We start from the raw sequence: 23,125 nt of genomic DNA, 5'->3' as shown, positions 1-23,125 counted from the left end.
CCGCAAGTATGCGTCCCGGCCGCGTGCTTGCCTCGTTCCTTGCGCTCATTACTTTGGTGTCCGGCTGCGAGAGCGGTGACGCTCAGCAGCCGGACACGCTCATTCAGACGTCCTGGCAGGAGGTCAGCCTTCCGCTTCCACAGGGCGTGACTGGCCGGATCATGGTGCGCGAATCGGTTCAGTGCGCCGGCCGGTGGTACATCGTGGGAGCTGTCCTGCCGCCCGGCGAGGAGACACGGCCGGTGGTCTGGTCGTCTCCCGATGGCAATCAGTGGCAGACCGTGCCGATGAACCCCAAGACGTATTACGGCGAGCGCAGCATTCTCTACTCGGCGGGCTGCAAGGACGGGAAGATCGCCGTCATCGGCAGCAAGACGGGCGGCGCGCATGGCAATCCGCGCGTGAGCACCTGGTATCAGGGAACCGATGGCTCGCTTACCGAAGTCGTCTCGCATTTCGAGTTATATAACGGCCCGAACTACATGAACGTGGCCCGGATGGTTCCCGGCCCGTCGAGCTGGCTGATCGTGGGTAACCGGACACCCGGTTCGGCCGTCTGGCTGTCGCCGGATGCCACGGAGTTCACCATCGTCGAAGGTGCCCCTGAGCTCGCTTCCGACGCCCGTGGCGAGACGTGGGCGGCAGATGGCGTTTACGCCAATAGCGGATGGCTGGTCGTGGGCGGTTTCCTGCCGAAAGGCCGCATCGACCGGGACCCGATGGCGTGGACAAGCCCCGACGGCAAGACGTGGCAGCGGACCGTCATCGCCGGGACCGACGGTTACGAAGAGTTACAACGCGTCCTGGTCCGAGGCGGCGAAATCTGGTCGGCCGGCCTGGACGGAAAGTCCTTCGGCGCGTGGCGGCTCAACGGGGCTAGCTGGGAGAAGACCGGCGCCTTCTCCTCCTTGGGCGGCTCAGCCGCCCCGAGCGTCAAGTCCCTGGCTCCTGCGGCTGGCGGGCTCTTGGTGGCCGGGGCGACGGGCCACGACCACGAAGTTTGGGGCTCTGCGGACGGACGTAAATGGCGGAAGGTCCAGTTGCCATCCGCCACACCGGTAGGTGCTGAGCGAACTATCTCGATTAACGGCTCTGACCAGCGTAGTCTGCTGTTAATCGATGATGGCGAGCACGGAAAGGCATGGTTCGGAGCCGTCTCGGTAACGTTTTGATACGCAAGGGCTCCTTCCCTTCCACTACGGATTTCGGGTGGAGTAATCTCCGGGCTCACGGGCCGCAACGCAGGCGTGCGGTTCCTGCTGGGTAGGCGTACGGGCATTTTGACGCCCAGGTCTGTTCTGCTGACTCGCCTGCATTCGGAGGAGGAAAAAGCAGTGAGCCGTAAGTTTGCTCGTTCGCTCGGTGGCGTAATCGCCGCTGCGGCGCTTGTTCTGGGTGCTGCTGCCTGCCAAAAAGAGGGCACTGGCACCAACGAAGCCGCCAAGTGTGAAGGCAAGATCGCCTTCATGGGCGCCCTGACCGGTGCTGACGCCGGCGCTGTGCTGCCCTCGCGGGACGCGGCCAAGCTGGCATTCAAGAAGTTCGCGGCTGCGAACCCGAACTGCAAGGTCGAGCTCGTTGAGTTCGACACGCAGGGTGACCCCGCGCAGGCGACCCCGGTTGCTAACAAGATCGCACCGGACGCTTCGTTCATCGGTGTCATCGGTGGTGCCTTCTCCGGTGAGAGCAAGGCGACCATGCCCATCTACGAAGCCGCTGGCCTCGTGATGGTCAGCCAGTCGGCGACCAACCCGGACCTGACCAAGACCGGCAACAAGTCATTCCACCGGGTGAACGGAAACGACACCACCCAGGGCGAGGCCGCGGTCAAGTACTTCAAGGACACCGTCAAGGCCACCAAGGTTTTCGTTATCGATGATGGCTCCACCTATGGCAAGGGCATCTCTGACGTCGTCAAGTCGGGCCTCGGCGCGCTGAAGGCCGGCGAAGACACCGTCCAGAAGGCTCAGGCCAACTTCGACGCCACGATCTCCAAGATCAAGGGTGTCGCGGGTGTCGACGCTATCGCTTTCGCCGGTTACACCGGTGAAGGTGCTCCGCTGCTCAAGCAGATCCGTGCCGCTGGCATCACCGTTCCGTTCGTCGGCTTCGACGGCGTGTACGACCCGGCGTTCGCGAGTGGTGCTGGCACCGCTGCCGAAGGTGCGATCGTGACCTGCCCGTGTATCCCGGCTGAGAAGGCTGGCGGCACCTTCGCCGCTGACTTCAAGGCGGAGTACGGCAAGGACCCGGGCGCTTACACGGCTGAGGGCTGGGACGCCGCGACGGTCTTCCTGTCGGGCTTCAAGGCCGGCAAGGTGACTCGTGCTGACATGCTCGCGTGGGTTGACGCCTACAACGAGCAGGGTCTGTCCAAGAAGATTAAGTTCGACGCGACCGGTGAGGTCGACAAGGCGAACGTCGTTGTCTGGGCCTACGAGATCAAGGGCGGCGTGCTGACGCCGAAGACCGAAATCAAGCTGGGCTAAGCGATAACTGAAATGCGGCAGGGGAGGGGAACAACCTCTCTCCTGCCGCGTTCGGTTAAGGGAGCATATTCGTGAACTTCGACGCGCTATTCGATCATATCGGTCAGCACACGGTCGACGGCCTTGCCAAAGGCGCGATCTACGCCCTCGTGGCACTTGGTTACACCTTGGTTTACGGCGTTCTGCGCCTGATCAACTTTGCTCACTCCGAGGTGTTCATGGTCGGCACGTTCGCCGTCATGTGGACATGGATTGGGATCGGAGCGGGCAACACCCCGTCAATTGGGATCGCCATACTTTTGCTAGTCCTTGGTGGACTGGTTGGAGCGGCCGCTTCGGGCGGCACCGCGGTACTCGTAGAGCTGGTGGCCTACCGGCACCTACGGCGCAAGAACGCACCATCGCTGGTCTTCCTGATTACCGCGATCGGTGTCTCGCTGTCGCTGACGGAAATCTTCGGCATCTTCACCGGTAACGGTGAACGCAAGATCCAAGGTATGCCGACGATCCTCAACCAGTCGATCGCTATCGATTTCCTCGGGGTGGAGATCACCAACCTGCAGCTCATCGTTTTGGCCGCGGCGTTCTTGATGATGATCGGTCTGGATCAGTTCATTAACAAGACGCGGTACGGCCGGGGCGTCCGGGCGGTGGCGCAGAATCCTGACACGGCCGCTCTGATGGGCGTGAACAAGGACCGCGTGATCGTGCTGATCTTCGCGCTCGGCGGTCTGATGGCCGGTGTCGCGGCGGTGCTGTGGAACATGCGTTACGGCTTCACCAGGTTCGATATCGGTTTCGTGATCGGCCTCAAGGCGTTCACCGCCGCCGTGCTCGGCGGGATCGGTAACCTCCGTGGCGCTCTCGTTGGCGGTCTGCTGCTCGGCGTCATCGAGGTTTACTTCGCGACCCTGACCGCGTCGAAGTGGGAAGACGTCTTCGCGTTCATCGTGCTGGTGGTTGTCCTCATGTTCCGGCCGACCGGTCTCCTTGGCGAGTCTCTGGGAAGGGCACGCGCATGACGGCGAACGAGAACACTGTGACCAAGAAGAAGAAGAGGTCCTTCGCCGACCGCTGGAACGGGCTGCCTGGCTGGAGCCGGTTCTTCTGGATCATGGGCGGTGTCATCTTCCTGTTCTACCTTCCCGAACTCGGCAACATCCCAGGTACCAATCTGGAGATCCCCGGGCTTGGGTTCTTGCGGACTGACGTCGGGGTGGGTGGATCCGACTGGGATTCCATCCTGTTCCGCTGCGCGGTCTTCGTGCTGATTGCCCTTGGCCTCAACGTCGTGGTTGGACTCGCGGGTTTGCTCGACCTCGGTTATGTCGGCTTCTTCGCCATCGGTGCCTACAGCGTGGCCCTGTTCGGGTCGCAGCAGTCGCCGGTGGTCAAGCTCCTGCGGGCAAACTTCGATCTGGCTCCGGACTGGGCTCTGGCCTGGTCGTGGTGCATCCTGCTGGCCATCGTGCTGACGATGTTCTCCGGTGTGCTGCTGGGTTGGCCGACCCTGCGGCTAAGGGGTGACTACCTCGCGATCGTGACGCTCGGGTTCGGTGAGATCATCCGGATCATCGCGCGTAACTCCACGATCACCGGTGGGCCCGACGGCATTACCGCGATTCCGGGTCCGGAAGGCGCGCCTAACGCTCAGAACAAGTACTTCAGCATCCTCGACCAGAAATGGTGGTACTGGCTGGCGCTGGTAGCCGTGCTGGTGGTGATTCTCGCTGTGCGGCGGCTGGAGAACAGCCGGGTCGGCCGTTCGTGGCTGGCTATCCGCGAAGACGAGGACGCCGCCGCTGTCATGGGTGTGCACGGCTTCAAGTTCAAGCTGTGGGCGTTCGCGATCGGCGCGGCCATCGGTGGCCTTTCTGGTTTGCTCTTCGCGAGCCAGCAAGCGTTCATCGACCCGAGTCAGTTCAACGTCAACCTGTCGATCCTGTTCGTGGCGATGGTCGTCGTCGGTGGAGCGGGCAACATGGCGGGTGCCGCCCTCGGTGCCATCCTGCTGACCTACCTGCCGGAGCGGCTGCGCAGTCTCGGTGCGCTGGAGTTCCTGCCGGAACGGTTCCAGGACCCGGCGGAGTTCCGTTACCTGCTCTTCGGTCTCGCGATGGTGGTAGTGATGATCCTGCGCCCGCAGGGCCTGCTGCCCAGTAAGCGCCGGGCCCGCGAGCTGAAAGACCGCGCACAGGAGGTACCAGTCAATGGCTGAGCGCAGTGTGCTGCTCAAGGTCGATAACGTCACGCTGAAATTCGGCGGCGTTGTCGCTCTCGATAGCGTCAGCTTCGACCTGTACCAGGGCGAGATCCTGGGCCTCATCGGCCCGAACGGTGCCGGTAAGACGACCTGTTTCAACGCGATGACAGGTGTCTACCGGCCGACGTCGGGTCAGGTTGTCTTCGATGGGCAGACGGTCAGTGGCAAGAAGCCCTACGAGATCAACCACTCGGGGATCGCCCGGACGTTCCAGAACATTCGTCTCTTCCCGGAGATGACCGCTCTGGAAAACGTCCTGGTCGGCACCGACTCCCGGCACAAGGTCAGTGCGCCAGGCGCACTGTTTGGCCTGCCGCGCCGCTGGGGTCACGAGGAGGATCTGCCAGAGGTGCGCGCGAAGGGCGGCCCTGACCGCTCTTGGCAGGAGTTCAAGCGGAGTGCTGCCAAGTTCTTCGGCGTCTCGCGGCACATGCAGGAGGAGCGGGCGGCAGAGCGCAAAGCTCTGGAGCTGATGCACTTCTGTGGTATCGAGCGCGCCGCGAACGAGCAGGCACGCAACCTGCCTTATGGTTCGCAGCGCCGGCTGGAAATCGCCCGTGCCTTGGCGACCGAGCCGAAACTCCTGTGTCTCGATGAGCCGGCGGCTGGGTTCAACCCGGCTGAGAAGGTGGAGCTCATGGATCTCATCAAGAAGATCCGTGACACCGGCGTGACCGTCCTTCTCATCGAGCACGACATGCGATTGGTCATGGGAGTGACGGACCGGATCGTGGTGCTGGAGTTCGGCCGTAAGATCGCGGACGGAGCTCCGGCGGAAGTCCGGGACAACCCGAAGGTGATCGCCGCATACCTGGGAGTTCCCGATGCTGCTTGAGATTGACAACGTCACGCTGCACTACGGGCGGATTCAGGCCCTGCACGGGATCAGCCTCAACGTCAACGAGGGTGAAGTCGTTGCCCTCATTGGCGCCAACGGTGCTGGCAAGACGACGACCATGCGGGCGATCTCGGGTCTGCGGCCGGTTTCGAGCGGGCGCATCCGGTTCAACGGTGAGGACATCACCAACGTGCGCGCCGACTTGCGCGTGATCCGGGGCATCGGGCAGTCACCTGAAGGCCGGGGAGTCTTCCCGGGCATGACGGTGCGCGAGAACCTGGACATGGGTGCCTACACCCGTCGCGATGCGGCGGGCATCGCCGAGGACATGGAACGGGTGCTCACCTTGTTCCCGCGGTTGCAAGAGCGCATCAAGCAAAACGGCGGCACCCTGTCCGGTGGAGAGCAGCAGATGCTCGCCGTCGGCCGGGCACTCATGAGCCGCCCGAAGCTGCTGTTGCTCGATGAGCCGTCGATGGGTCTGGCGCCCATGCTGATCCAGCAGATCTTCAGCATCATCACGGAGATCAACGAGCAGGGAACCACCGTGCTCGTGGTGGAGCAGAACGCTCAGCAGGCACTGTCGCGGGCACACCGGGCCTACGTCCTGGAAACCGGCAACATCGTCAAGGAAGGGACCGGGCAGGACCTCCTGCACGACCCGGCGGTCAAGGCCGCCTACCTCGGCGTGGCCTAAGTTCAAACCTCGCGGTGCCCGGTGGACGACAGTCGGCCGGGCACCGTCCTTTTAGGACGATGCCGCGGTGAGACCACTCGCGGCGATCTGTTGCAGCGACGTGGATTTGAGCTTCGCTGCGAGGTCGAAGCTGGCTTGGTAAAGCTCACGGGCGCGTTGCGTGTCGCCGAGCAGAAGCATCGTTTCGGCGAGGTCGTTGAGAGCGCGGCATTCTTCGGCGCGCATCCCGACCTTGCGCACCATTTCCAGGCACTGCTCCAGTAGTTCCACGCCTTTGGCGGTGTCGCCCCTATCCCGGTGGATGCACCCGAGCACGCCTATCGCGACCGCCTCGCCGTGACGGTTTCCGCCTGCCCGGTTCATGGCGATCGCTTCGGTCACGTGAGTGAACGCGTCATCGGTCTTGCCTAGCAGGCGTTCGGCTTCACCTAGGTTGAGGAGCGTCAGCGCCAAGTGCCGCTCGTCTAGCACGGCCCGGATCCGGGGCAGCCACTCGACAATGGTGTCCATGGCGAGCTGATGCTGCCCCATCGCCTGGTACACATTCGTGAGGCTGCCGCTAACGAGCAGCGCCTCGAAGTGGTGGTCGCCAGCCTTGCTAGCCATCGCCATCGCTGTCTGAGCGTTCTTTAGCGCGGCCTCGTACCTTCCTTGGTGCTCATGCGATAGGGCGAGGTTGGCATACGTCCGCGAGGCGCCGGCGTAGTCTCCGAGGCGTTCGCGGATCTCGACGCACTTGGTGTGCATGTCGATCGCGAGGTCGTAGTGACCGGCCTTCAGATAGGCGCCGCCAAGGGTGTTCAGCATCGCCGCGCCGGAGGCTGGGTCCAGGGCGTCTCCGCCCGATTGCAGAACCAGGTCAGCGGTGCGAATCCAGTCGCCGGTGTGCCCGGCGTAGTGGAAGAAGCGCCACAGCGACAGCACCAGCTGGCACGCGGTGTCCGTCCACGCGTTGGCGGTCGCGACGGTGATCGCCTCGATGAGGTTCGCGCGCTCTTGCTCCATCCAGTCCATCGCCTCGGCAAGGGAGCCCTGGACCTCGGCGCTGATGATGGCGTTGTTGGCTTCGGCTTGCTGGCGCAGGTGCGCGACGAGACGTTCACGGGCGCTGGTGTCTTCGTCGCTGGTCAGCATGGAGGCGAAATCGTGCAGCAGATCGTGCACCTCGAACAGGCCGGGCCGGGTCTCGGCGAGCAGGTGCATGTCGAGCAGACTGTCCAAAATGGACTGTGTCTCCTGGGCGCTGGTGTTCCACAGGGCGCCAGCCGAATCGGTGGTGTAGTGCGTGCCGTCGAAGGCACCCAGGAGCGCGAAGGCGCGCTGGCTCGCCAGTGGGAGGCTTTCGAATGCCTGGCTGAACACAGCACGGACCCCAGTCGACGGATCGTCTGGTAACGACAGTGCCTCAAGACGGCCCGCCGCGAGGCTGGCGAGATAGGCCGTGACCGTGAGCTGTTCCCGGTCGGCGAGGTGCGCGGCCGCGATTCGTAGCGCGAGCGGGTGGTCGCCACAGACGCTGGCCAGCCTGTCCAATGCCGACGGTTCCGTGGCGGCACCGAGCATGGCGGTGAGTAAGCGGAGCGCGTCGGGGCGGGGGAGAGCGCCGAGCATCAGCCGCCGCGCGCTGTCGGTGGCCACGAGGCCCTGCAGGCGGCTGCGGCTGGTGACGAGCGCGAGGCTGCCGGCCGCTGGCGGGAGCAGAGGGCGTACTTGCTCAGGGTTGAGCGAATTATCGAGCACCACGAGGACGCGCTTGCCCGACAAGGCGATGCGGTATGCCGCCACGGCTTCGTCTTCATCGGACAGACCGTCGGTGGGCCGGCCCAGCTGGCGTAGCAGGCGCGTGATGGCGTCGCCAGGCCGCAGCGCACGCGACGTGTCTTGCCCACGCAGGCTGACGTAAAGCTGGCCGTCGGGAAAGCGTGCCGCGGCTTGGTGCGCCCAGTGCACGGCTAGTGCCGTCTTGCCGATGCCGGGAACTCCGGTCACCAGAATCGCCGCCGCACGACTGGCTTCCTGGCTGGCATAAGCGTCCAGTTCCGCGAGCTCGGCCGTACGCCCGGCGAAGCCAGGAACATCTCGGGGAAGCGACGATGGCGGCCCGGCTGCAGACGAGGCCGGTGCCATCAGCGAGGAGTCGCCACGCAGAATCCGCAAGTGCAGGTCGTGCAGGGAAGCACTCGGCTCCAAACCGGTCGCGTCGGCCAGGTGCCGGCGAAATGTGGTGTAGACGTCGCTGGCCGCCGCGGCCCGCCCGCAGCGGTAGAGCGCCAGCATGTGAAGGCCCGCAAGGCGTTGCCGGTCCGGGTGTGCCGCGCACGCCGTCGCCAGATCGGGAATGCGCTCTGAGTGGTGGCCAAGCGAGAGTTCAGCGTCGAGCCAGTCTTCGAGGGTCTTGAGCTTGAGTTCCTCGAAACTCAGGCAAAGCCGGTCGCGCAGGCGGCTGTTCGCGGCATCGACCAGCATCGGCCCGCGCCACATCCCGAGTGCCTGGCTGAGTAAGTCGGCCCGTTCCTGCAGCGCGATGCCCGCCGCACGGACCGTCAGGTCCACGAATCTATGGGCGTCAACGGCTTGCGGATCGACATCGATCACGTAGCCGTCGCCTGAGCGGCTGATCAGTGTGCCCACGGCGGTCTTGATCCGGGCGATGTGCGCCTGCACCGCTCGCCGCGCTAGAGCCGGCGGAGCGCCATCCCACAACAGGTCGATGAGCCGGTCGACCGAGACCGCCTTGCCTGGTTCCAGCAGGAGAACGGCAAGAACCTCCCGGTCGCGCCGGCGTTCCAGCAGCCGGAGGCCGCCGTCGGTAGCGACGATGCGCATGGGACCGAGGAGCTCGAACTGCACCGGCACCTCCTAGGGGTTAGTGACCAGGGCCTACGCAGTGGCAACTTTATGGCAACCGGGCAGGACGATGATGGCCGCAATTCGCGGATCCTGCGAGCTCTAGCGACACGCCGCCACGGGGGTAGGCGTTTCGTGATCGGCTCCAGCTAATGTGCGATGGTGCAAAAGGGACAAAAGTGGCTGAGCGTAGTGGTGCTGGCAGCGACGCTGGGAATTTCCGGCTGCGGCGGCGATGACGGCACCGGAACCGGCACGCCGGCCAGCGCGGTGCCGAGCATTGCCGCCGATGCGGCCCTCGCCGCGATGGTTCCTGACGCGATCAAAGCCGATGGCAAGATCCTCGCCGGAACCGAGGCGACCTACGCACCCAATGAGTTCCTCGACGTTGACGGCAAAACGGTGATCGGCTTTGACGTCGACCTGTTCCGGGCGGTCGCGGCGAAGCTCGGGCTGACGGCGGAATTCCAGCCCGGCACCTTTGGCGACATCATCCCCGGTGTCTCAAGTGGAAAGTACGAGATCGGGGTCTCCTCCATCACCATCAACCCCGAGCGCAAAGAACAGGCGCTGATGGTGTCGTATTTTGAGGCGGGCAGTCAGTTCGCGGTCAAGAAGGACAACCCGAACAACGTCAACATCGACGATCTGTGCGGCAAAAAGCTTGCGGTGCAACGGGATACGGTTCAGGTGGGCGACCTGACGAAGCGGTCGGAGGCTTGCGTGGCCGCAGGCAAGCAAGCCATCACGATCGATCAGTATCCCGGCCAGGATCAGGCGGCTAACGCGGTCGTGTCCGGGAAGAACGACGCGATGCTGGCCGACTCGCCGGTCAGCGCCTATGCGGTCAAGCAGTCCGGCGGTCAGCTGGAGCTGCTGGGCGAGGTCTTCGAAGCCGCGCCCTATGGCTACGTCGTCAGCAAAGACCAGCAAGCCTTCGCCGACGCGGTGATGGCGGCGGTCAACGCGCTCATCAAAGACGGGCAGTACGCCGAGGTCCTCAAGGCGTGGGGCGTGGATCAGGGGTCTATTTCGGAGTCAAAGATCAACCCGTGAAACCTGAGGAAATCAAGGCGGTCCCGGTCCGCCACCCGTGGCGATGGGTGGCGATCGGGATCATCGCCGTTCTGGTCGCCCAGTTCCTGCACCTGCTGATCACGAACAAGGCGTTCAACTGGAAGTTCTTGTTCCAGCACCTGTTTGACGCACCGGTGCTGCGCGGGCTGTGGGGCACGATCGTCGTCACGGTGCTGTCCATGGTCTTCGGCATCCTGCTCGGCATCGTCGTGGCGATCGCCCGCCTATCGGAAAATCCGGTGCTGCGCATCGTTTCCTGGTTCTATACGTGGTTCTTCCGGGCCATCCCACGGCTCGTCTTGCTGACGCTGCTTGGCAGTCTCGGCGTCCTGTGGTCACGCCTGGAGTTCGGGTTCCCGTTTGACGATCAGCTGGGCAACCTCTTCGGCGTGCAGGACCTGCGCCTGCGGGTGTTCGGGTTCGACGTCAACGATCTGCTGCGCGGTCTGGCCGTCGGCGTTGTGGGACTCGCCTTATCGGAGGCGGCCTACATGGCCGAGATCGTGCGCGCCGGCATGCTGTCGGTTGACCCCGGACAGCAGGAAGCCGCGACCGCGCTCGGCATGAGCCGCGCCAAGACACTGCGCAGAATCGTTTTGCCGCAAGCGATGCGGGTCATCATCCCGCCGACCGGCAACGAAACCATCGCGATGCTTAAAGACACGTCACTGCTGATCGCGGTGCCGGTGACCACAGAGCTGTTCTTCCAGCTCGACGCCATCGGCAAGCGCACGTTCCAGATCTTTCCGATGTATGTGGCGGCGGTTATCTGGTACCTCATCCTGGTCAGCGTTTTGCTGGTGGGACAGCACTTCCTGGAGCGTTACTACGCCCGCGGCACAAGTCAGGACGCCCGCGCGAAGATTCGCTTGCAGGGCCTGGCGGGCGAGCAAGGCGGAAAGCTCACATGACGATGACAGAGATGGTCAAAGCCGAAGGCGTGCACAAACGTTTCGGGCGCCTTGAAGTCCTCAAGGGCATCGACCTGGTCGTGCCGCAGGGCCAGGTGTGTGTCGTGATCGGCCCGTCAGGGTCAGGAAAGAGCACCTTTCTGCGGTGCGTGAACCATCTGGAGAAGATCAATTCAGGCCGCATTTGGGTTGATGGAGAACTCATCGGGTACGCCCAAAGGGGTGAAAAACTCTATGAGCTGCACGAGAAGCAGGTCGCGCGGCAGCGCCGGCAGATCGGCATGGTGTTTCAGCGGTTCAACCTCTTCCCGCACTTGACCGCGCTGGAAAACGTGATGGAAGCGCCGGTGCAAGTCGCGGGGCAGCCGAAACAGCAGGCGCGCAAAGACGCCCTTGAGTTCCTGAGCCGGGTCGGCTTGGCGTCCAAAGTGGACAGTTACCCGAATCAGCTCTCCGGCGGGCAGCAGCAGCGGGTCGCGATCGCGCGGGCGCTGGCGATGCGGCCGAAGCTGATGTTGTTCGACGAGCCCACGAGCGCGCTGGACCCGGAACTGGTCGGCGAAGTGCTTGAGGCGATGAAAGACCTGGCCAAAGCCGGGATGACGATGGTGGTCGTGACCCATGAGATCGGCTTCGCCCGCGAGGTCGGAGACCAGCTCGTGTTCATGGACGATGGCCTGATCGTGGAGTCGGGCAAACCGCGTGATGTCATCGCGAATCCCCAGCATCCGCGGACACGAGAGTTCCTGGGGCGGGTCCTCTGAAGCTGTCAGACCCAAGGCATAAGCTGCACAGGTGACTCAGACCCTGTTGCTTCTCGACGGACACTCACTGGCATACCGGGCATTCTTCGCCCTTCCGGTGGAAAACTTCTCGACGACCACGGGTCAGCACACGAACGCCGTCTATGGCTTTACCTCGATGCTGATCAACGTGTTGCGCGACGAGAAACCAACCCACATCGCGGTGGCTTTCGACGTGTCGCGGCAGTCGTTTCGCACCGAGAAATACACCGAATACAAGGCAGGCCGCAGCGAGACGCCGCAAGATTTCAAGGGCCAGGTCAGCCTCGTGCAAGAGGTGCTTGACGCGCTGAAGATCCGCCACGTGCAGATGGAGGGTTACGAGGCCGACGACATCATCGCCACGATGTCGCGCCAAGCCTCCGAGGCCGGGTTCAAAGTGCTCATCACCAGCGGCGACCGTGACGCGATGCAGCTCGTCAATGACAACGTCACCTTGCTCTATCCGGTGCGTGGCGTGTCCGAGCTGTTCCGCATGACGCCAGCGGCGGTGACGGAGAAATACGGTGTGTCGCCGGCGCAATACCGTGATCTAGCGGCACTCGTGGGGGAGTCCAGCGACAACCTGCCCGGTGTTCCAGGCGTGGGGCCTAAGACAGCGGCTAAGTGGATCGTGCAATACAACGGTGTCGAGGGTGTCATCGAGCACGCCGACCAGATCAAGGGCAAGGTCGGCGACAGTCTGCGCGAGCACCTGGCCGGGGTGATCCGCAACTACGACCTGAACCGGCTGCTCGACGACCTCAGCGTGCCGCTGTCCGTTGACGAGAGCAAGTGGTCCGGATGGGACCGCGAAGCCGTGGCGCGGGTCTTTGACGCCCTTGAGTTCCGCGTGCTGCGTGACCGCCTCTATCAATACCTGGAGACCAACGAGCCCGAGGCGGAGTCCGGGTTCGAAGTGGACGGTGCCGTGCTGCGCGAGCCGGGTGCGGTGAAGCGCTGGCTCGAGGCCAACGCGGGCAGTCCCGTGGGCATCGCCGTCAGCGGCACCTTCGGCCGTGGCACCGGCAACCTCACCGGCGTCGCCGTGGCCGGGGAGCATCAGGCGGCGTGGTTCGATCCGTCCGCGTTGGACAGTGACGATGAGGCCGCCGTCGCCCAGTGGCTCAGCGATCCCGCGAAGCCCAAGGTGATTCACGATTCCAAGCCCGCGATGCTGGCTTTCGCCGCCCGCGGCTGGGATCTGCAGGGGCTGTCCAGCGACACGGCCCTGGCCGCTTATCTGGCCCGGCCCGATCAGCGTTCCTATGACCTGGCCGACCTTGCTTTGCGTTACCTGCACCGCGAGTTGCGGGCCGAGACCGCTTCCGGCAACGGCCAGCTGGCGCTGGATTTCGGCGACGGTGGCGACACCGAAGCCGAAGAAAGCCTCATGCTGCGCGCTCGGGCGACGCTCGATCTGGTGGACGCGCTCGCCGCAGAGCTGGACAAGGCCGGGGAAAACGGTGGCAACCGGCTGCTGCAAGAGGTTGAGCTGCCCCTGGTGCACGTGCTGGCCCGGATGGAACGCACCGGCATCGCCGCCGACACGCACTATCTTTCCGAGCTGGAGGCGTTCTTCGCCGGTGAGGTGAAAGCGGCCGCGCAGTCGGCTTATTCGATCGTTGGGCGCGAGTTCAACCTGGGCTCACCGAAGCAGTTGCAGGAGATCCTGTTCGAGGAACGCAAACTGCCGAAGACCAAGAAAATCAAAACGGGGTACACCACTGACGCCGACTCACTGCAAGGTCTCTACGCGCAGACCGGCGATCCCGTGCTCGAACACCTGCTGCGCCACCGCGACGTGGCCAAGCTGAAGTCCACAGTGGACGGTCTGCTCAAGTCTGTCAGTGATGACGGGCGCATCCACACCACGTTCTACCAAACCGTGGCGGCGACGGGCCGGCTGTCGAGCACCGACCCGAACCTGCAAAACGTCCCGATCCGCACGGAGGAGGGGCGGCGCATCCGCCGGGCCTTCATCGTGGGCGAGGGCTTCGAGTCACTGATGAGCGCCGACTACAGCCAGATCGAGATGCGCATCATGGCCCACCTGTCCGGCGACGAAGGACTCATCGAGGCGTTCCGCGAAGGTGAAGACCTGCACACGACGATCGCCTCGAAAGTCTTTGACACCAAGGATGTTACGGCTGACCACCGTCGCAAGATCAAGGCGATGTCGTACGGCCTGGCCTATGGGCTGTCCGCCTATGGCCTGTCGCAGCAGCTGGGCATCACCACGGCGGAAGCCAACGGGCTGATGGAGGACTACTTCGCCCGGTTCGGCGGAGTACGCGACTATCTGCACTCGGTGGTGGCTCAAGCCCGGCGTGACGACTTCACGGCGACCGTGCTGGGACGCCGCCGTTATCTGCCCGACCTCAACAGCGACAACCGGATGCGCCGCGAGATGGCCGAGCGGATGGCGCTCAACGCGCCGATTCAGGGATCAGCCGCTGACATCATCAAGGTGGCGATGCTCCGCGTCGACAAAGCGCTGCGCGACAGCGAAATGCGTTCCCGGATGCTGCTGCAGGTGCACGATGAACTGGTCTTCGAAGTCGCCACCGGCGAGCGCGAACAGCTGGAAGCGCTGGTGCGCAAAGAAATGGGCGGCGCATACGACCTCACCGTCGCACTTGAGGTGTCCGTCGGCGTCGGACGCGACTGGGACAGCGCCGAACACTGAGCCTGCGGCGATGACCAGCGACACGGTGGCTGAAGCTCCGGTTCGCCGCGCTGCCCCCTGCGGCGAAGCGCCGCTCCCGCCAGCGGCACGGCGGGTTTGACCGCAGAGCGCCGGTTCACTTGCCGGCGGGCACGCGGCAGGCGGGGTGAAGGGGCGTTCCGGCGCGGTTGGCGCGGCCAAGGCCGCGCAAGACGGAGTGCTCCAGTTCGATGCTGAGTCCCGCGCGGTGGATCCGCAGGGGATAGCGGGGGAACTCCTCGTCCGTGGGGCACAGGTATTGCGCCTCAATGCGCTCGTTGCGCACATAAGTGATGCCGCCCTGCTGCGCGAGGATGGCGGTGTGCGTGTTGTCGCTCGTGACGATGTGCCCACCGATGTATTTCGGTGCGCCTGGCGATTGGTCAGGCGGCGCGCTAATCATCGTGACCGTGTGCGGCAGGATGGGCGTTTGCACAAGCGGCACGGCGATCCAGGCCAGCAGAAAAGCCGACGCGAGCGGGGTCACAATCGCGATGGGGCGCACGGCACCGGGCGCGAGCGGGCCGGCGATGACGAGGCTGAGCAAAGGCGGCACAAGCAACAGGACGTAGGTCATGACGTAGACCGAGGGACCCAGCCGCCACGCGTCGGCGACGACTGGACCGATCAGATAGCCATAGGCGGCCGCTAATCCGGTGACGGCCAGCCATCCCGGCCAGCCCCTCGGGCGCAACTGATACGCGGCACAGGCGGCGAGTACCAGCAAGGGAAGGTAAAGCACTTGCCACGTGATCGCGGCGAGCGCGAAGCTGCCGGCCTTGAGCCAAAGGGGTGCCCTGGCCGCCCAGCGGGCGAGCCAGAACCCTTGTCCCGCTTCGCCACTGGCGTTCAGGACGCCGCCAAGGGCAAGCGCGGCGACGAACATGGCGGTCACGAGCCAGGTGGCGGTGGCGACCATCGCGGCGACCAGGTTCACCGGATCGATGTGTTCCACGAGTAGCAGGGTGGTTTGCAGTTCACCGCCGGCTTCGACCCACAACCGCAGCACGGACAGCAGCACGGGCAAGCCGATCGCGACCGTCCAAAATGCTTCGTTATCCTTGCCCTCTTTAACCACGGCTGTTCTCTTGGTCGACGAGTTCGGGGTATCCGGGCAGCAGCTGAGGCTGTTCCTTCGGGCCGAGCGAGGCGGTCAGGAAGGCGTTGTAGGCGGCCTGCCATTCGCTAGCTGAACCGAGGGCGAGCTGTTTGCGCAGATAGTGCGCCAGCAACGCCTCAAGGTAGGGGTCGTCTAGCGGCAACCCGATCCCGAGCGGCTCGGTTTGTGTGAAGGGCATGTCCACTTTGGCCAGGGTGTCGTCCCCGCGCAGGAAGCCCGCGATGACGACCTCGTCGGTGCAGTGGGCGTCGAACTGACCCGTCTTGAGTCCTGCGGCGCACTCGGCACCACGCGCGACTTTGGTATGCGGTACGTGCTCGGCCTCCAGCATGTCAGCCGTTGTTGAGGCGCCGGTGGTGCACACCTTCGCCTTGCGCAGGTCGTCGATGTTGCGAATCCGGCCCAGGTCTTCCTTGCGGATCATCACCTCTGGGGTGGTCACCAGATAAGGCCCCGCGAACCTGATGTGCTTGCGCCTTTCGTCGGTCATCGTGAAGTCGGCCACCACTAGGTGCACATCACCGTTTTGCAGCGAAAGGATGCGCTTGTCTGTCGTGATCGGAACGAACTGCACATTCTCCGGCTGAGAGAAGCCGAGTTCCCGGGCGAGCATGCGCGCGATCGCCACGTCGAATCCGCTCCAGCGCTGGCTTTCCTTCGCCGTGCTGTTCTTGTCGTAGATGCTCATCAGCGGATATTCCTCGGTCACGCCGATGCGCAGCACGCGGCTGCTGTCCGCACGCTGCAGCGTGGGCGACTTGGCACGGAAATCCTTGACGGATTGCCCAGCGGCGGGCCGGCATTGGGCCGCCATGGCCACGATGAGGACGCTGATCAGCGCCGCGATCGTGGTCAGCCGGGATCGTGCCCGGGAAACGGGAAGGGTGGTCGACACCGCCTCACTGTAGCGGTGGCTGTCGATGCCGTGGGGCCCTTGAACGCCGTGCAGGAATTGTGCAACCGCCGGCCGGCAAACTTATGGCGTGGGCTGGACCGTCACGGGGGCGGTCCCCTCCACGATGGCCATGGCGCTAGGGCGGTAAAGGTTCTCTCCCGTCCTGGTGAAGATGGCTACGGCTTGCCGTGCGGCGGAAAGCGCCGCGGCTTGCGCGCCTTGCGCGGCCAGGGCCCGGGCCTGCACGGTCAGGGCCCGGCCGTGCAGATTGGACAGTCCACGAGCCTGGGCCAGATCGTGCGCGCTGCGGGCATAGCCGATCGCGTCTTCAGGCAGGCCGAGCGCGAGCTTGGTGAGGCTCAGTTCGAGCAGAGCATAGATCTGCCCGGGGGTCTCGCCGACCGCTTTCATTTGCGACAGCGAGCGATCTGCGTGGCTGAGCGACCTCTCGTGCAGGCCCATGCGGCGGGAGATGCCCGCGAGCGCGCAGTTCGAGACGCCTTCGGATCGAACGTTGCCGACTTCCTGTGACTGGGTCAGCGCGGCCTCGCCGATAGCCAGGCCCTTGGCGAAATCGTCCGATTCGGACAGAATCCAGGCCAGACTGGCGTTGGTGGAGGCAATGCCGCCGATATCACCGAGCTCGGCGAACATGGCGGCGGCGGCGTTCGCCGCGGCGACGGCTTCGTTGAGCTGGCCCAGATCGCGGTGGCCGAACGCGAGCGCGATCAAGTCATAGGTCGCGGAAACCTTGGCCCCGGCCGCCTGGTGCATGTGCAGGGAACGTTCGCTCAGGCGCATCGCCTCCCGCAAATCGCCGCGGTCCAGTTCGACGAAGGCGAGATTGTTGAGCAGCGTGGCGGCGAAGGTGGTGTGCCCGGCTGACTCCGCTAGGGCAGCCGCGGTCTGGAACGCTTCGCGGGCTTCAGGAATTTCCGCCTGCATGAGGTGGACCACGCCGATGCCGTTGTGCGCCAGCGTCTGCCCGTCCACCCAGCCGCATTCCTCCGCCGCGGCAAGGGCTTGCTCGCTGTGCCTCAGCGCGTCTTTGAACTCGGACAGGTAGTAGTGCACGGACGCGACATTGCTCAGCAAGCCCGACTGTGCCCGCAAGTCTTGCGCGGCAACAGCCGCGGCCAGTCCCTCGACCGCGATCTGCAGCCAGTCACCCATGTGACGGCGCAGTTTCAGATAGGAGCGCAGGCTGTCGGCGATGAGCCAGCCAAACTCGCCGAGGCCGAGCTGATCGGCACTGGCGACCGCGGGCAGCAGGTTCTCCCGCTCAGCGTCGAGCCAGCCAACGGCCTCGGCGTGGGAGGAAAACGCCCGGTGCTCGTAGTCCGGCACGGGCAGGCCGATGGCTCCAGGGGCGAGAAGCGCACGGGACTGGCTCGTCATCATCAGCAGCCAGTCGTAGTAGCGCTGCAAGGCGACGGGCCGCTCCGCCTCAGGCAGCGCACGGGCGAACTCACGCAACAGGTCGTGGAACGTATACCGCCCGGGCTCTCGCTGCTCCAGCAGATGTGTCTGGGCGAGATGTTCCAGATGCGACGCTGCCTGCGACCGCGGGATCCTGGCCAGCGCGGCCACGGCTTCGGAGCCGAAGCTCACGGCCGGCAGCGAGCCGAGCAACCGGAAAACACGTTGGGCGCCAACGGAAAGCGTGTCATAGGACCGTTCCATGACAGCGTGCACACCGAAGCTTTCGTCATGCGGAACGCTCAGCACGCGGGCCCGGTTTGAGGCACGCAGATAGCCCACATAATCCTGAAGTGACAGGGCCGGCTGATCGGCCAGGTGTGCCCCAGCGATGCGCACGGCGAGCGGCAGCCGTGAGCACAGCTCGGAAAGCTCCTGCGCCGCTTCGGGTTCGGCTGTCACACGCGGGCCCGCGATTTGGCGCAGCAGCGCGATGGCCTCCGGTCCGGATAGGACAGTCAGCACCAGCCGCTGCGCGCCTTCCCGCGAAATCAGCCCGGACAACCGGTCCCGGCTGGTGATGAGGGTCAGGCTGGCGGGCTCGCCCGGCAACAGCGGCCGGATCTGGGCGAGCGTGCGCGCGTTGTCGAGCACGAGAAGCATCCGCTTGCCCGCGAATTCGGCCCGGAGAAGCGCCGCGGCGGTCCCTGTTTCAACCGGAATTCGTTCAGCTGGTACGCCGAGACAACGCAGCAAATGCGTCAGCGCCTCCCGGGGCGTGAGTGGCTGCTCCGGATCGTAGCCATGAAGGTCGATGTAAAGCTGTCCGTCGGGGTAGCGTGCCGCTTGCTGACGGGCCCACTGCACGGCCAGTGCGGTCTTGCCCATCCCGCCCGCGCCGCTGATGAGCACGAGTGGGGCCGTGGTGCCCGAGAGCCAGGCGAGTTCCGCGCCACGGCCCGTAAAGGCGGTCACCGCCGCTGGCAGGAAGTTGGGCGCGGCGATGTCGTTGCGCAGCAAGCTTTCGTGTGTCTGGCGCAGCTCTGGGCCCGGGTCGACACCCAAGTCTTCGGCGAGCCGGGCACGGACCGTCTGGAAATGCTCCAGCGCCTCAGCCTGCCGGCCCGCGCGAAACAAGGCCAGCATCACCTTGGCTTGCAGCGACTCCCGATACGGATGTTGCGCGGCCAGTTCCGTGAGCACATCCAGCAAACCGGGATCGCCGTCAGCCAGCCGCTCCACCGTCTGCACCCGCTGCTCCTCAAGCGCGGCAGCGAATTTGTCCACATAGGAGCAGTCGCCCGTGCCCTGGAAAGCGCGGCCCGTCCACAGCGCGAGCGCCTCCGCCCAAGCGGACCGCTTGCGCAGCGACGCGAAGGTCAGGGCGTCGACTTCGGCGTCATCTAGGGAGACTTTGTAGCCGACCGGTCCCCGGGCGACCGTGTGCTCGCCGCCGAGCGCCCGCCGCAACCGGTGCACATAGATCTGCAGCGTCTTGCGGGCCGTCGGTGGCGGGCTGCCCTCCCAGATCGCGTCGGCGAGCACGTCAGCCGAAACGTATTCGCCCGCGTGACAAAGCAGGACCGCGGCGACTTTGCGCAGCATCAGCGTCGGCAGCTCAATAGGCTGCCCGTCGCGACTGATGCTCAGCTCGCCAAGGACCCGGTACGACAGCACGCCTACACGCTACGTCGCGAATGCTCGTGATTGGAGTGCTGGCCGTACGATCTCGCCATGCAGACTCCACTGAGCGTCATGCGGCTCCTGATTCTGGCGGTCAACGGCGGGCTCGTGCTGATGCTCGCCGTGGCCTACCTGATCGCACCGGACACCGCCGTGCATAACCAGACGCTGTTCACCATCGCCGTGGCCACGGCTTTGCTGCTGCCGCTAGCTGCCGTTTTCATGATGCGCTCTATCCTGACGCCGCTTGCGGCTGGCCTCACCACCGAAGAGGCGACGCCAGCGGCCTTAGGCAAGTGGCGCGCGAGCGTCTTGGCCGGCATGGCGGTCAGTGAAGCCGCTGCCCTGGTGGGACTGACGCTCGCGGTCCAGGATGGCAGCTTCCTGCTCTACCTGCCCGGCTTCATCACTGCCCTGATCTTCAGCTTCGGCTGGGTGCTGCCCAAGCAGTCAACGGTGATGGCGGCACAGGAACGGCTGGAAGCCAACGGGACGCGCACGCAATTGTGGGAGACGTTAAACGGCCGGCCGGTGTGACACGAAGATCGCGGTGCCGGGGAAAAGCTTGCCGCGCAGAGGAGACCACTGACCCCAGATCTGCTCGTGCCCCTCGGGCCACTCCGGCTCGATGAGATCGTCGAGCACGAATCCCGCGGCGAGCAGTTCCCTGATCCGGTCGCCCAGTGTGCGGTGGTGCTCGACATAGGTCGCCGCACCGGTCTCGTCGTATTCGACGTAGGCACGGCGGTCGAAGTAGGAGTGCACGGCCACGAGACCGTGCTCGGTCGGGTCATCGAGGAAGATCCACCGCATCGGGTGCGTGACCGAGAACACCCATTTCCCGCCCGGCTTGAGCACGCGGAACACCTCCCGCATGACGCGGGCGCTGTCTTCGATGAACGGGACGGCGCCGAAGGCGGTGAACACGGTGTCGAACGCCTGAGGGCGGAAGGGAAGCGCTGTCGCGTCGGCTTGAACGAGCGGAACGCGTACCCCCGAAGAAGTGTTTTGGGAAACCGCGTGGCGCAACATGCCGGCGGACAGGTCTAGGCCAATCACCTCAGCACCCTGGGAAACAAGCCAGCGCCCGGAGGAAGCGGCTCCGCAGCCGAGTTCCAGAATTCGCTTACCGCGAACGTCGCCGAGGAGGCGAGCGTCCTGTTCACGTAACGCTTCCGGGCACCACACGAAGTCGACCTCACCGAGGAAATCGCCGTGTTCTTCCTGGTAGTTATCGGCATCCGTGTCCCACCAGCCGCGCGAGGCGCGCCTGTTCTCGGCGGCCGTTACCTCACGTCGCGTTGCTCCTGGCTCCACGCCAGCGAGGATATGGGCGGTTAGAGAGGAGCGTCACCACAGGGGTGGGGTTGCGCCATGTGGTAATAGGCACGGTAAGCTGTGCTTCGGCGTTCGTGGGTTCAGCTTCTCATCCATCGGTGGGAGAGCTGGGGGCCATCTCAGCAGGGAGCAGATAGGTCAGTCACCTACGGGCGTCCCCAGGAGTCTGCACGACGCCATTCAACCGGAGCAACTGTCCACATGACGAGCAGCATCGAGGCCACCTCGAGCGCCAACAAGGTTACCGTCGACGATCTCGGCTCTGAGGAAGCTTTCCTCGCCGCCATCGACGAAACCATCAAGTACTTCAATGACGGCGACATTGTCGAAGGCACCGTCGTCAAGGTCGATCGGGACGAAGTCCTGCTCGACATCGGCTACAAGACCGAGGGGGTTATTCCTTCTCGTGAGCTGTCGATCAAGCACGACGTGGATCCTGCTGAGGTTGTCACGGTCGGGGATCACATCGAGGCCCTGGTTCTCCAGAAGGAGGACAAAGAAGGCCGGCTGATCCTGTCCAAGAAGCGCGCGCAGTACGAGCGGGCCTGGGGCACCATCGAGAAGATCAAGGAAGACGACGGCGTCGTCCGCGGCTCGGTTATCGAGGTCGTCAAGGGTGGTCTCATCCTGGACATCGGTCTCCGTGGCTTCCTGCCGGCCTCCCTGGTCGAGATGCGCCGCGTCCGCGACCTGCAGCCTTACGTGGGCCGCGAGCTTGAGGCGAAGATCATCGAGCTGGACAAGAACCGCAACAACGTGGTCCTGTCCCGCCGTGCTTACCTCGAGCAGACTCAGTCCGAGGTGCGCACCGAGTTCCTGCACAAGTTGCAGAAGGGCCAGGTTCGCAAGGGCGTCGTTTCCTCGATCGTCAACTTTGGTGCCTTCGTGGACCTTGGTGGCGTCGACGGTCTCGTCCACGTTTCCGAGCTGTCCTGGAAGCACATCGACCACCCGTCCGAGGTTGTCGAGGTCGGCACCGAGGTTGAGGTCGAGGTTCTCGACGTCGATCTCGACCGCGAGCGTGTCTCCCTGTCGCTGAAGGCGACCCAGGAAGACCCGTGGCGTCAGTTCGCCCGCACCCACGCGATCACCCAGATCGTGCCGGGCAAGGTCACCAAGCTCGTTCCGTTCGGTGCGTTCGTGCGCGTCGAGGACGGCATCGAGGGTCTGGTCCACATCTCCGAGCTGGCCGAGCGCCACGTGGAGATCCCGGAGCAGGTCGTGCAGGTCGGTTCTGACGTGATGGTCAAGGTCATCGACATCGACCTTGAGCGCCGCCGGATCAGCCTGTCGCTCAAGCAGGCCAACGAGGGCTTCGTCGAGGGTGAAGAGCACTTCGACCCGACCCTCTACGGCATGTCGGCGACCTACGACGAGCAGGGCAACTACATCTACCCCGAAGGCTTCGACCCGGAGACCGGCGAGTGGCTTGAGGGATACGACTCGCAGCGCGAGTTGTGGGAGAAGCAATACGCTGACGCCCGCACGCGCTGGGAAGCTCACACCAAGCAGGTCCAGACCTCGCGTGCCGCCGACGCTGTCGCGGCTGCCGAGGCACCGGTTACCGGCAACGTCTCCACCTCGACCCCGGTCGAGGCGAAGAAGGCCGAGGAGCCGAGTGGCACCCTGGCCACCGACGAGGCTCTCGCGGCTCTGCGCGAGAAGCTCGCTGGCGGCAACTAACACTTGGTGAACCGAAAGGCCCGCGGCACTGCCGCGGGCCTTTCGCATGCGGGCAAACGAAAGCCGGGCGCAGCCTCATGGCGGCGCCCGGCTTCGGCGTGATCAGAACATGCTCAGGATGACCGCCGCACCTTCGGCGGCCCGGTAACCGCTCAGCACCAACAGAATTCCTGCCGTGATGCTCGCCAGTGCGAGGGTGACTTGGTGCATCTTGACCCGGGTTCGGCGGCGGTGCCGGGCGGGGCGCCCGCTGCGCTGCCGGTAGGGCACGAGACCCGGGGTTCCGTTGCGGTGCTTGGGACCGCGATAGCGGTGAGAGACGACAAGGCTGAGCTGTTCCACGTCTCGCAACGTTATGGGGTGTTTCGCCGGAATC

At 64.6% G+C, this 23,125-nt stretch carries 18 protein-coding genes; 12 read left to right on the top strand and 6 right to left on the bottom strand.

What is annotated here, in order from left to right; all coding sequences use genetic code 11:
* Window positions 1-8 precede the first annotated feature (8 nt).
* The 6 genes from A3E1_RS0113090 (at window position 9) to A3E1_RS0113065 (ending at window position 6,287) form a co-directional block, all read left to right on the top strand.
* Window positions 9-1,172, top strand: coding sequence for a hypothetical protein (locus A3E1_RS0113090; protein WP_020521224.1), 1,164 nt, complete (start codon window positions 9-11; stop codon window positions 1,170-1,172).
* A gap of 162 nt (window positions 1,173-1,334) precedes the next feature.
* Entirely contained in the window at window positions 1,335-2,489 is a 1,155-nt protein-coding gene (locus A3E1_RS0113085) for a branched-chain amino acid ABC transporter substrate-binding protein (protein ID WP_020521223.1), read from the top strand.
* Window positions 2,490-2,560: 71 nt separating this feature from the next.
* Window positions 2,561-3,511 (top strand): branched-chain amino acid ABC transporter permease, encoded by a 951-nt coding sequence (locus A3E1_RS0113080; protein WP_020521222.1) that lies wholly within the window; start codon window positions 2,561-2,563, stop codon window positions 3,509-3,511.
* Entirely contained in the window at window positions 3,508-4,707 is a 1,200-nt protein-coding gene (locus A3E1_RS0113075; RefSeq protein WP_020521221.1) for a branched-chain amino acid ABC transporter permease, read from the top strand. The genes A3E1_RS0113080 and A3E1_RS0113075 overlap by 4 nt, the downstream gene beginning before the upstream one ends.
* Window positions 4,700-5,587, top strand: coding sequence for an ABC transporter ATP-binding protein (locus A3E1_RS0113070; protein WP_020521220.1), 888 nt, complete (start codon window positions 4,700-4,702; stop codon window positions 5,585-5,587). The genes A3E1_RS0113075 and A3E1_RS0113070 overlap by 8 nt, the downstream gene beginning before the upstream one ends.
* On the top strand, window positions 5,577-6,287 hold the full coding sequence (locus tag A3E1_RS0113065) for an ABC transporter ATP-binding protein (protein WP_020521219.1): 711 nt from the start codon (window positions 5,577-5,579) through the stop codon (window positions 6,285-6,287). The genes A3E1_RS0113070 and A3E1_RS0113065 overlap by 11 nt, the downstream gene beginning before the upstream one ends.
* A gap of 51 nt (window positions 6,288-6,338) precedes the next feature.
* Here the strand turns inward: A3E1_RS0113065 and A3E1_RS0113060 are convergent, their stop codons facing one another.
* Window positions 6,339-9,137, bottom strand: a complete 2,799-nt coding sequence (locus tag A3E1_RS0113060) for an AfsR/SARP family transcriptional regulator (protein ID WP_026208381.1) — start codon at window positions 9,135-9,137, stop codon at window positions 6,339-6,341.
* A 156-nt stretch (window positions 9,138-9,293) separates the two neighbouring features.
* Between A3E1_RS0113060 and A3E1_RS0113055 the strand changes: the two genes are divergently transcribed.
* Genes A3E1_RS0113055 through polA form a run of 4 tightly spaced genes read left to right on the top strand, consistent with a single transcriptional unit; the run spans window position 9,294 to window position 14,593 of the window.
* Window positions 9,294-10,190, top strand: a complete 897-nt coding sequence (locus A3E1_RS0113055; RefSeq protein WP_020521217.1) for an ABC transporter substrate-binding protein — start codon at window positions 9,294-9,296, stop codon at window positions 10,188-10,190.
* Window positions 10,187-11,122 (top strand): amino acid ABC transporter permease, encoded by a 936-nt coding sequence (locus tag A3E1_RS0113050; RefSeq protein WP_020521216.1) that lies wholly within the window; start codon window positions 10,187-10,189, stop codon window positions 11,120-11,122. The genes A3E1_RS0113055 and A3E1_RS0113050 overlap by 4 nt, the downstream gene beginning before the upstream one ends.
* Window positions 11,119-11,886 (top strand): ATP-binding cassette domain-containing protein, encoded by a 768-nt coding sequence (locus tag A3E1_RS0113045; RefSeq protein WP_020521215.1) that lies wholly within the window; start codon window positions 11,119-11,121, stop codon window positions 11,884-11,886. The genes A3E1_RS0113050 and A3E1_RS0113045 overlap by 4 nt, the downstream gene beginning before the upstream one ends.
* Before the next feature lie 31 nt (window positions 11,887-11,917).
* The gene (polA, locus tag A3E1_RS0113040; protein WP_020521214.1) at window positions 11,918-14,593 is read left to right on the top strand and encodes a DNA polymerase I; all 2,676 of its coding nucleotides are present in this window, start codon (window positions 11,918-11,920) and stop codon (window positions 14,591-14,593) included.
* A 115-nt stretch (window positions 14,594-14,708) separates the two neighbouring features.
* Here the strand turns inward: polA and A3E1_RS0113035 are convergent, their stop codons facing one another.
* From A3E1_RS0113035 to A3E1_RS0113025, 3 genes are all read right to left on the bottom strand, one after another.
* Entirely contained in the window at window positions 14,709-15,689 is a 981-nt protein-coding gene (locus A3E1_RS0113035; RefSeq protein WP_020521213.1) for a hypothetical protein, read from the bottom strand.
* The gene (locus A3E1_RS0113030) at window positions 15,682-16,626 is read right to left on the bottom strand and encodes a transporter substrate-binding domain-containing protein (RefSeq protein WP_020521212.1); all 945 of its coding nucleotides are present in this window, start codon (window positions 16,624-16,626) and stop codon (window positions 15,682-15,684) included. Before A3E1_RS0113030 ends, A3E1_RS0113035 begins: the two co-directional genes overlap by 8 nt.
* 81 nt (window positions 16,627-16,707) lie before the next feature.
* Window positions 16,708-19,722: an AfsR/SARP family transcriptional regulator gene (locus A3E1_RS0113025; RefSeq protein WP_020521211.1), complete on the bottom strand. Its 3,015-nt coding sequence runs from the start codon at window positions 19,720-19,722 to the stop codon at window positions 16,708-16,710.
* A 57-nt stretch (window positions 19,723-19,779) separates the two neighbouring features.
* On the opposite strand from A3E1_RS0113025, the gene A3E1_RS0113020 reads away from it, so the two are divergent.
* Window positions 19,780-20,265: a hypothetical protein gene (locus A3E1_RS0113020; protein ID WP_020521210.1), complete on the top strand. Its 486-nt coding sequence runs from the start codon at window positions 19,780-19,782 to the stop codon at window positions 20,263-20,265.
* Here A3E1_RS0113020 and A3E1_RS0113015 read toward each other — a convergent pair.
* The gene (locus A3E1_RS0113015; RefSeq protein WP_020521209.1) at window positions 20,245-21,045 is read right to left on the bottom strand and encodes a class I SAM-dependent methyltransferase; all 801 of its coding nucleotides are present in this window, start codon (window positions 21,043-21,045) and stop codon (window positions 20,245-20,247) included. The genes A3E1_RS0113020 and A3E1_RS0113015 overlap by 21 nt on opposite strands.
* A 222-nt stretch (window positions 21,046-21,267) precedes the next feature.
* Between A3E1_RS0113015 and rpsA the strand changes: the two genes are divergently transcribed.
* On the top strand, window positions 21,268-22,749 hold the full coding sequence (gene rpsA, locus A3E1_RS0113010; RefSeq protein ID WP_020521208.1) for a 30S ribosomal protein S1: 1,482 nt from the start codon (window positions 21,268-21,270) through the stop codon (window positions 22,747-22,749).
* Window positions 22,750-22,851: 102 nt separating this feature from the next.
* On the opposite strand, the gene A3E1_RS0113005 is transcribed toward rpsA, so the two are convergent.
* On the bottom strand, window positions 22,852-23,091 hold the full coding sequence (locus tag A3E1_RS0113005) for a hypothetical protein (protein WP_020521207.1): 240 nt from the start codon (window positions 23,089-23,091) through the stop codon (window positions 22,852-22,854).
* Window positions 23,092-23,125 lie beyond the last annotated feature (34 nt).

Origin of the sequence: Catelliglobosispora koreensis DSM 44566 (assembly GCF_000379685.1) — a bacterium.
GTDB classification, from domain to species: domain Bacteria; phylum Actinomycetota; class Actinomycetes; order Mycobacteriales; family Micromonosporaceae; genus Catelliglobosispora; species Catelliglobosispora koreensis.
Note: the sequence above shows the minus strand (reverse complement) of the source record. Positions and strands in the feature narration are given on the sequence as shown.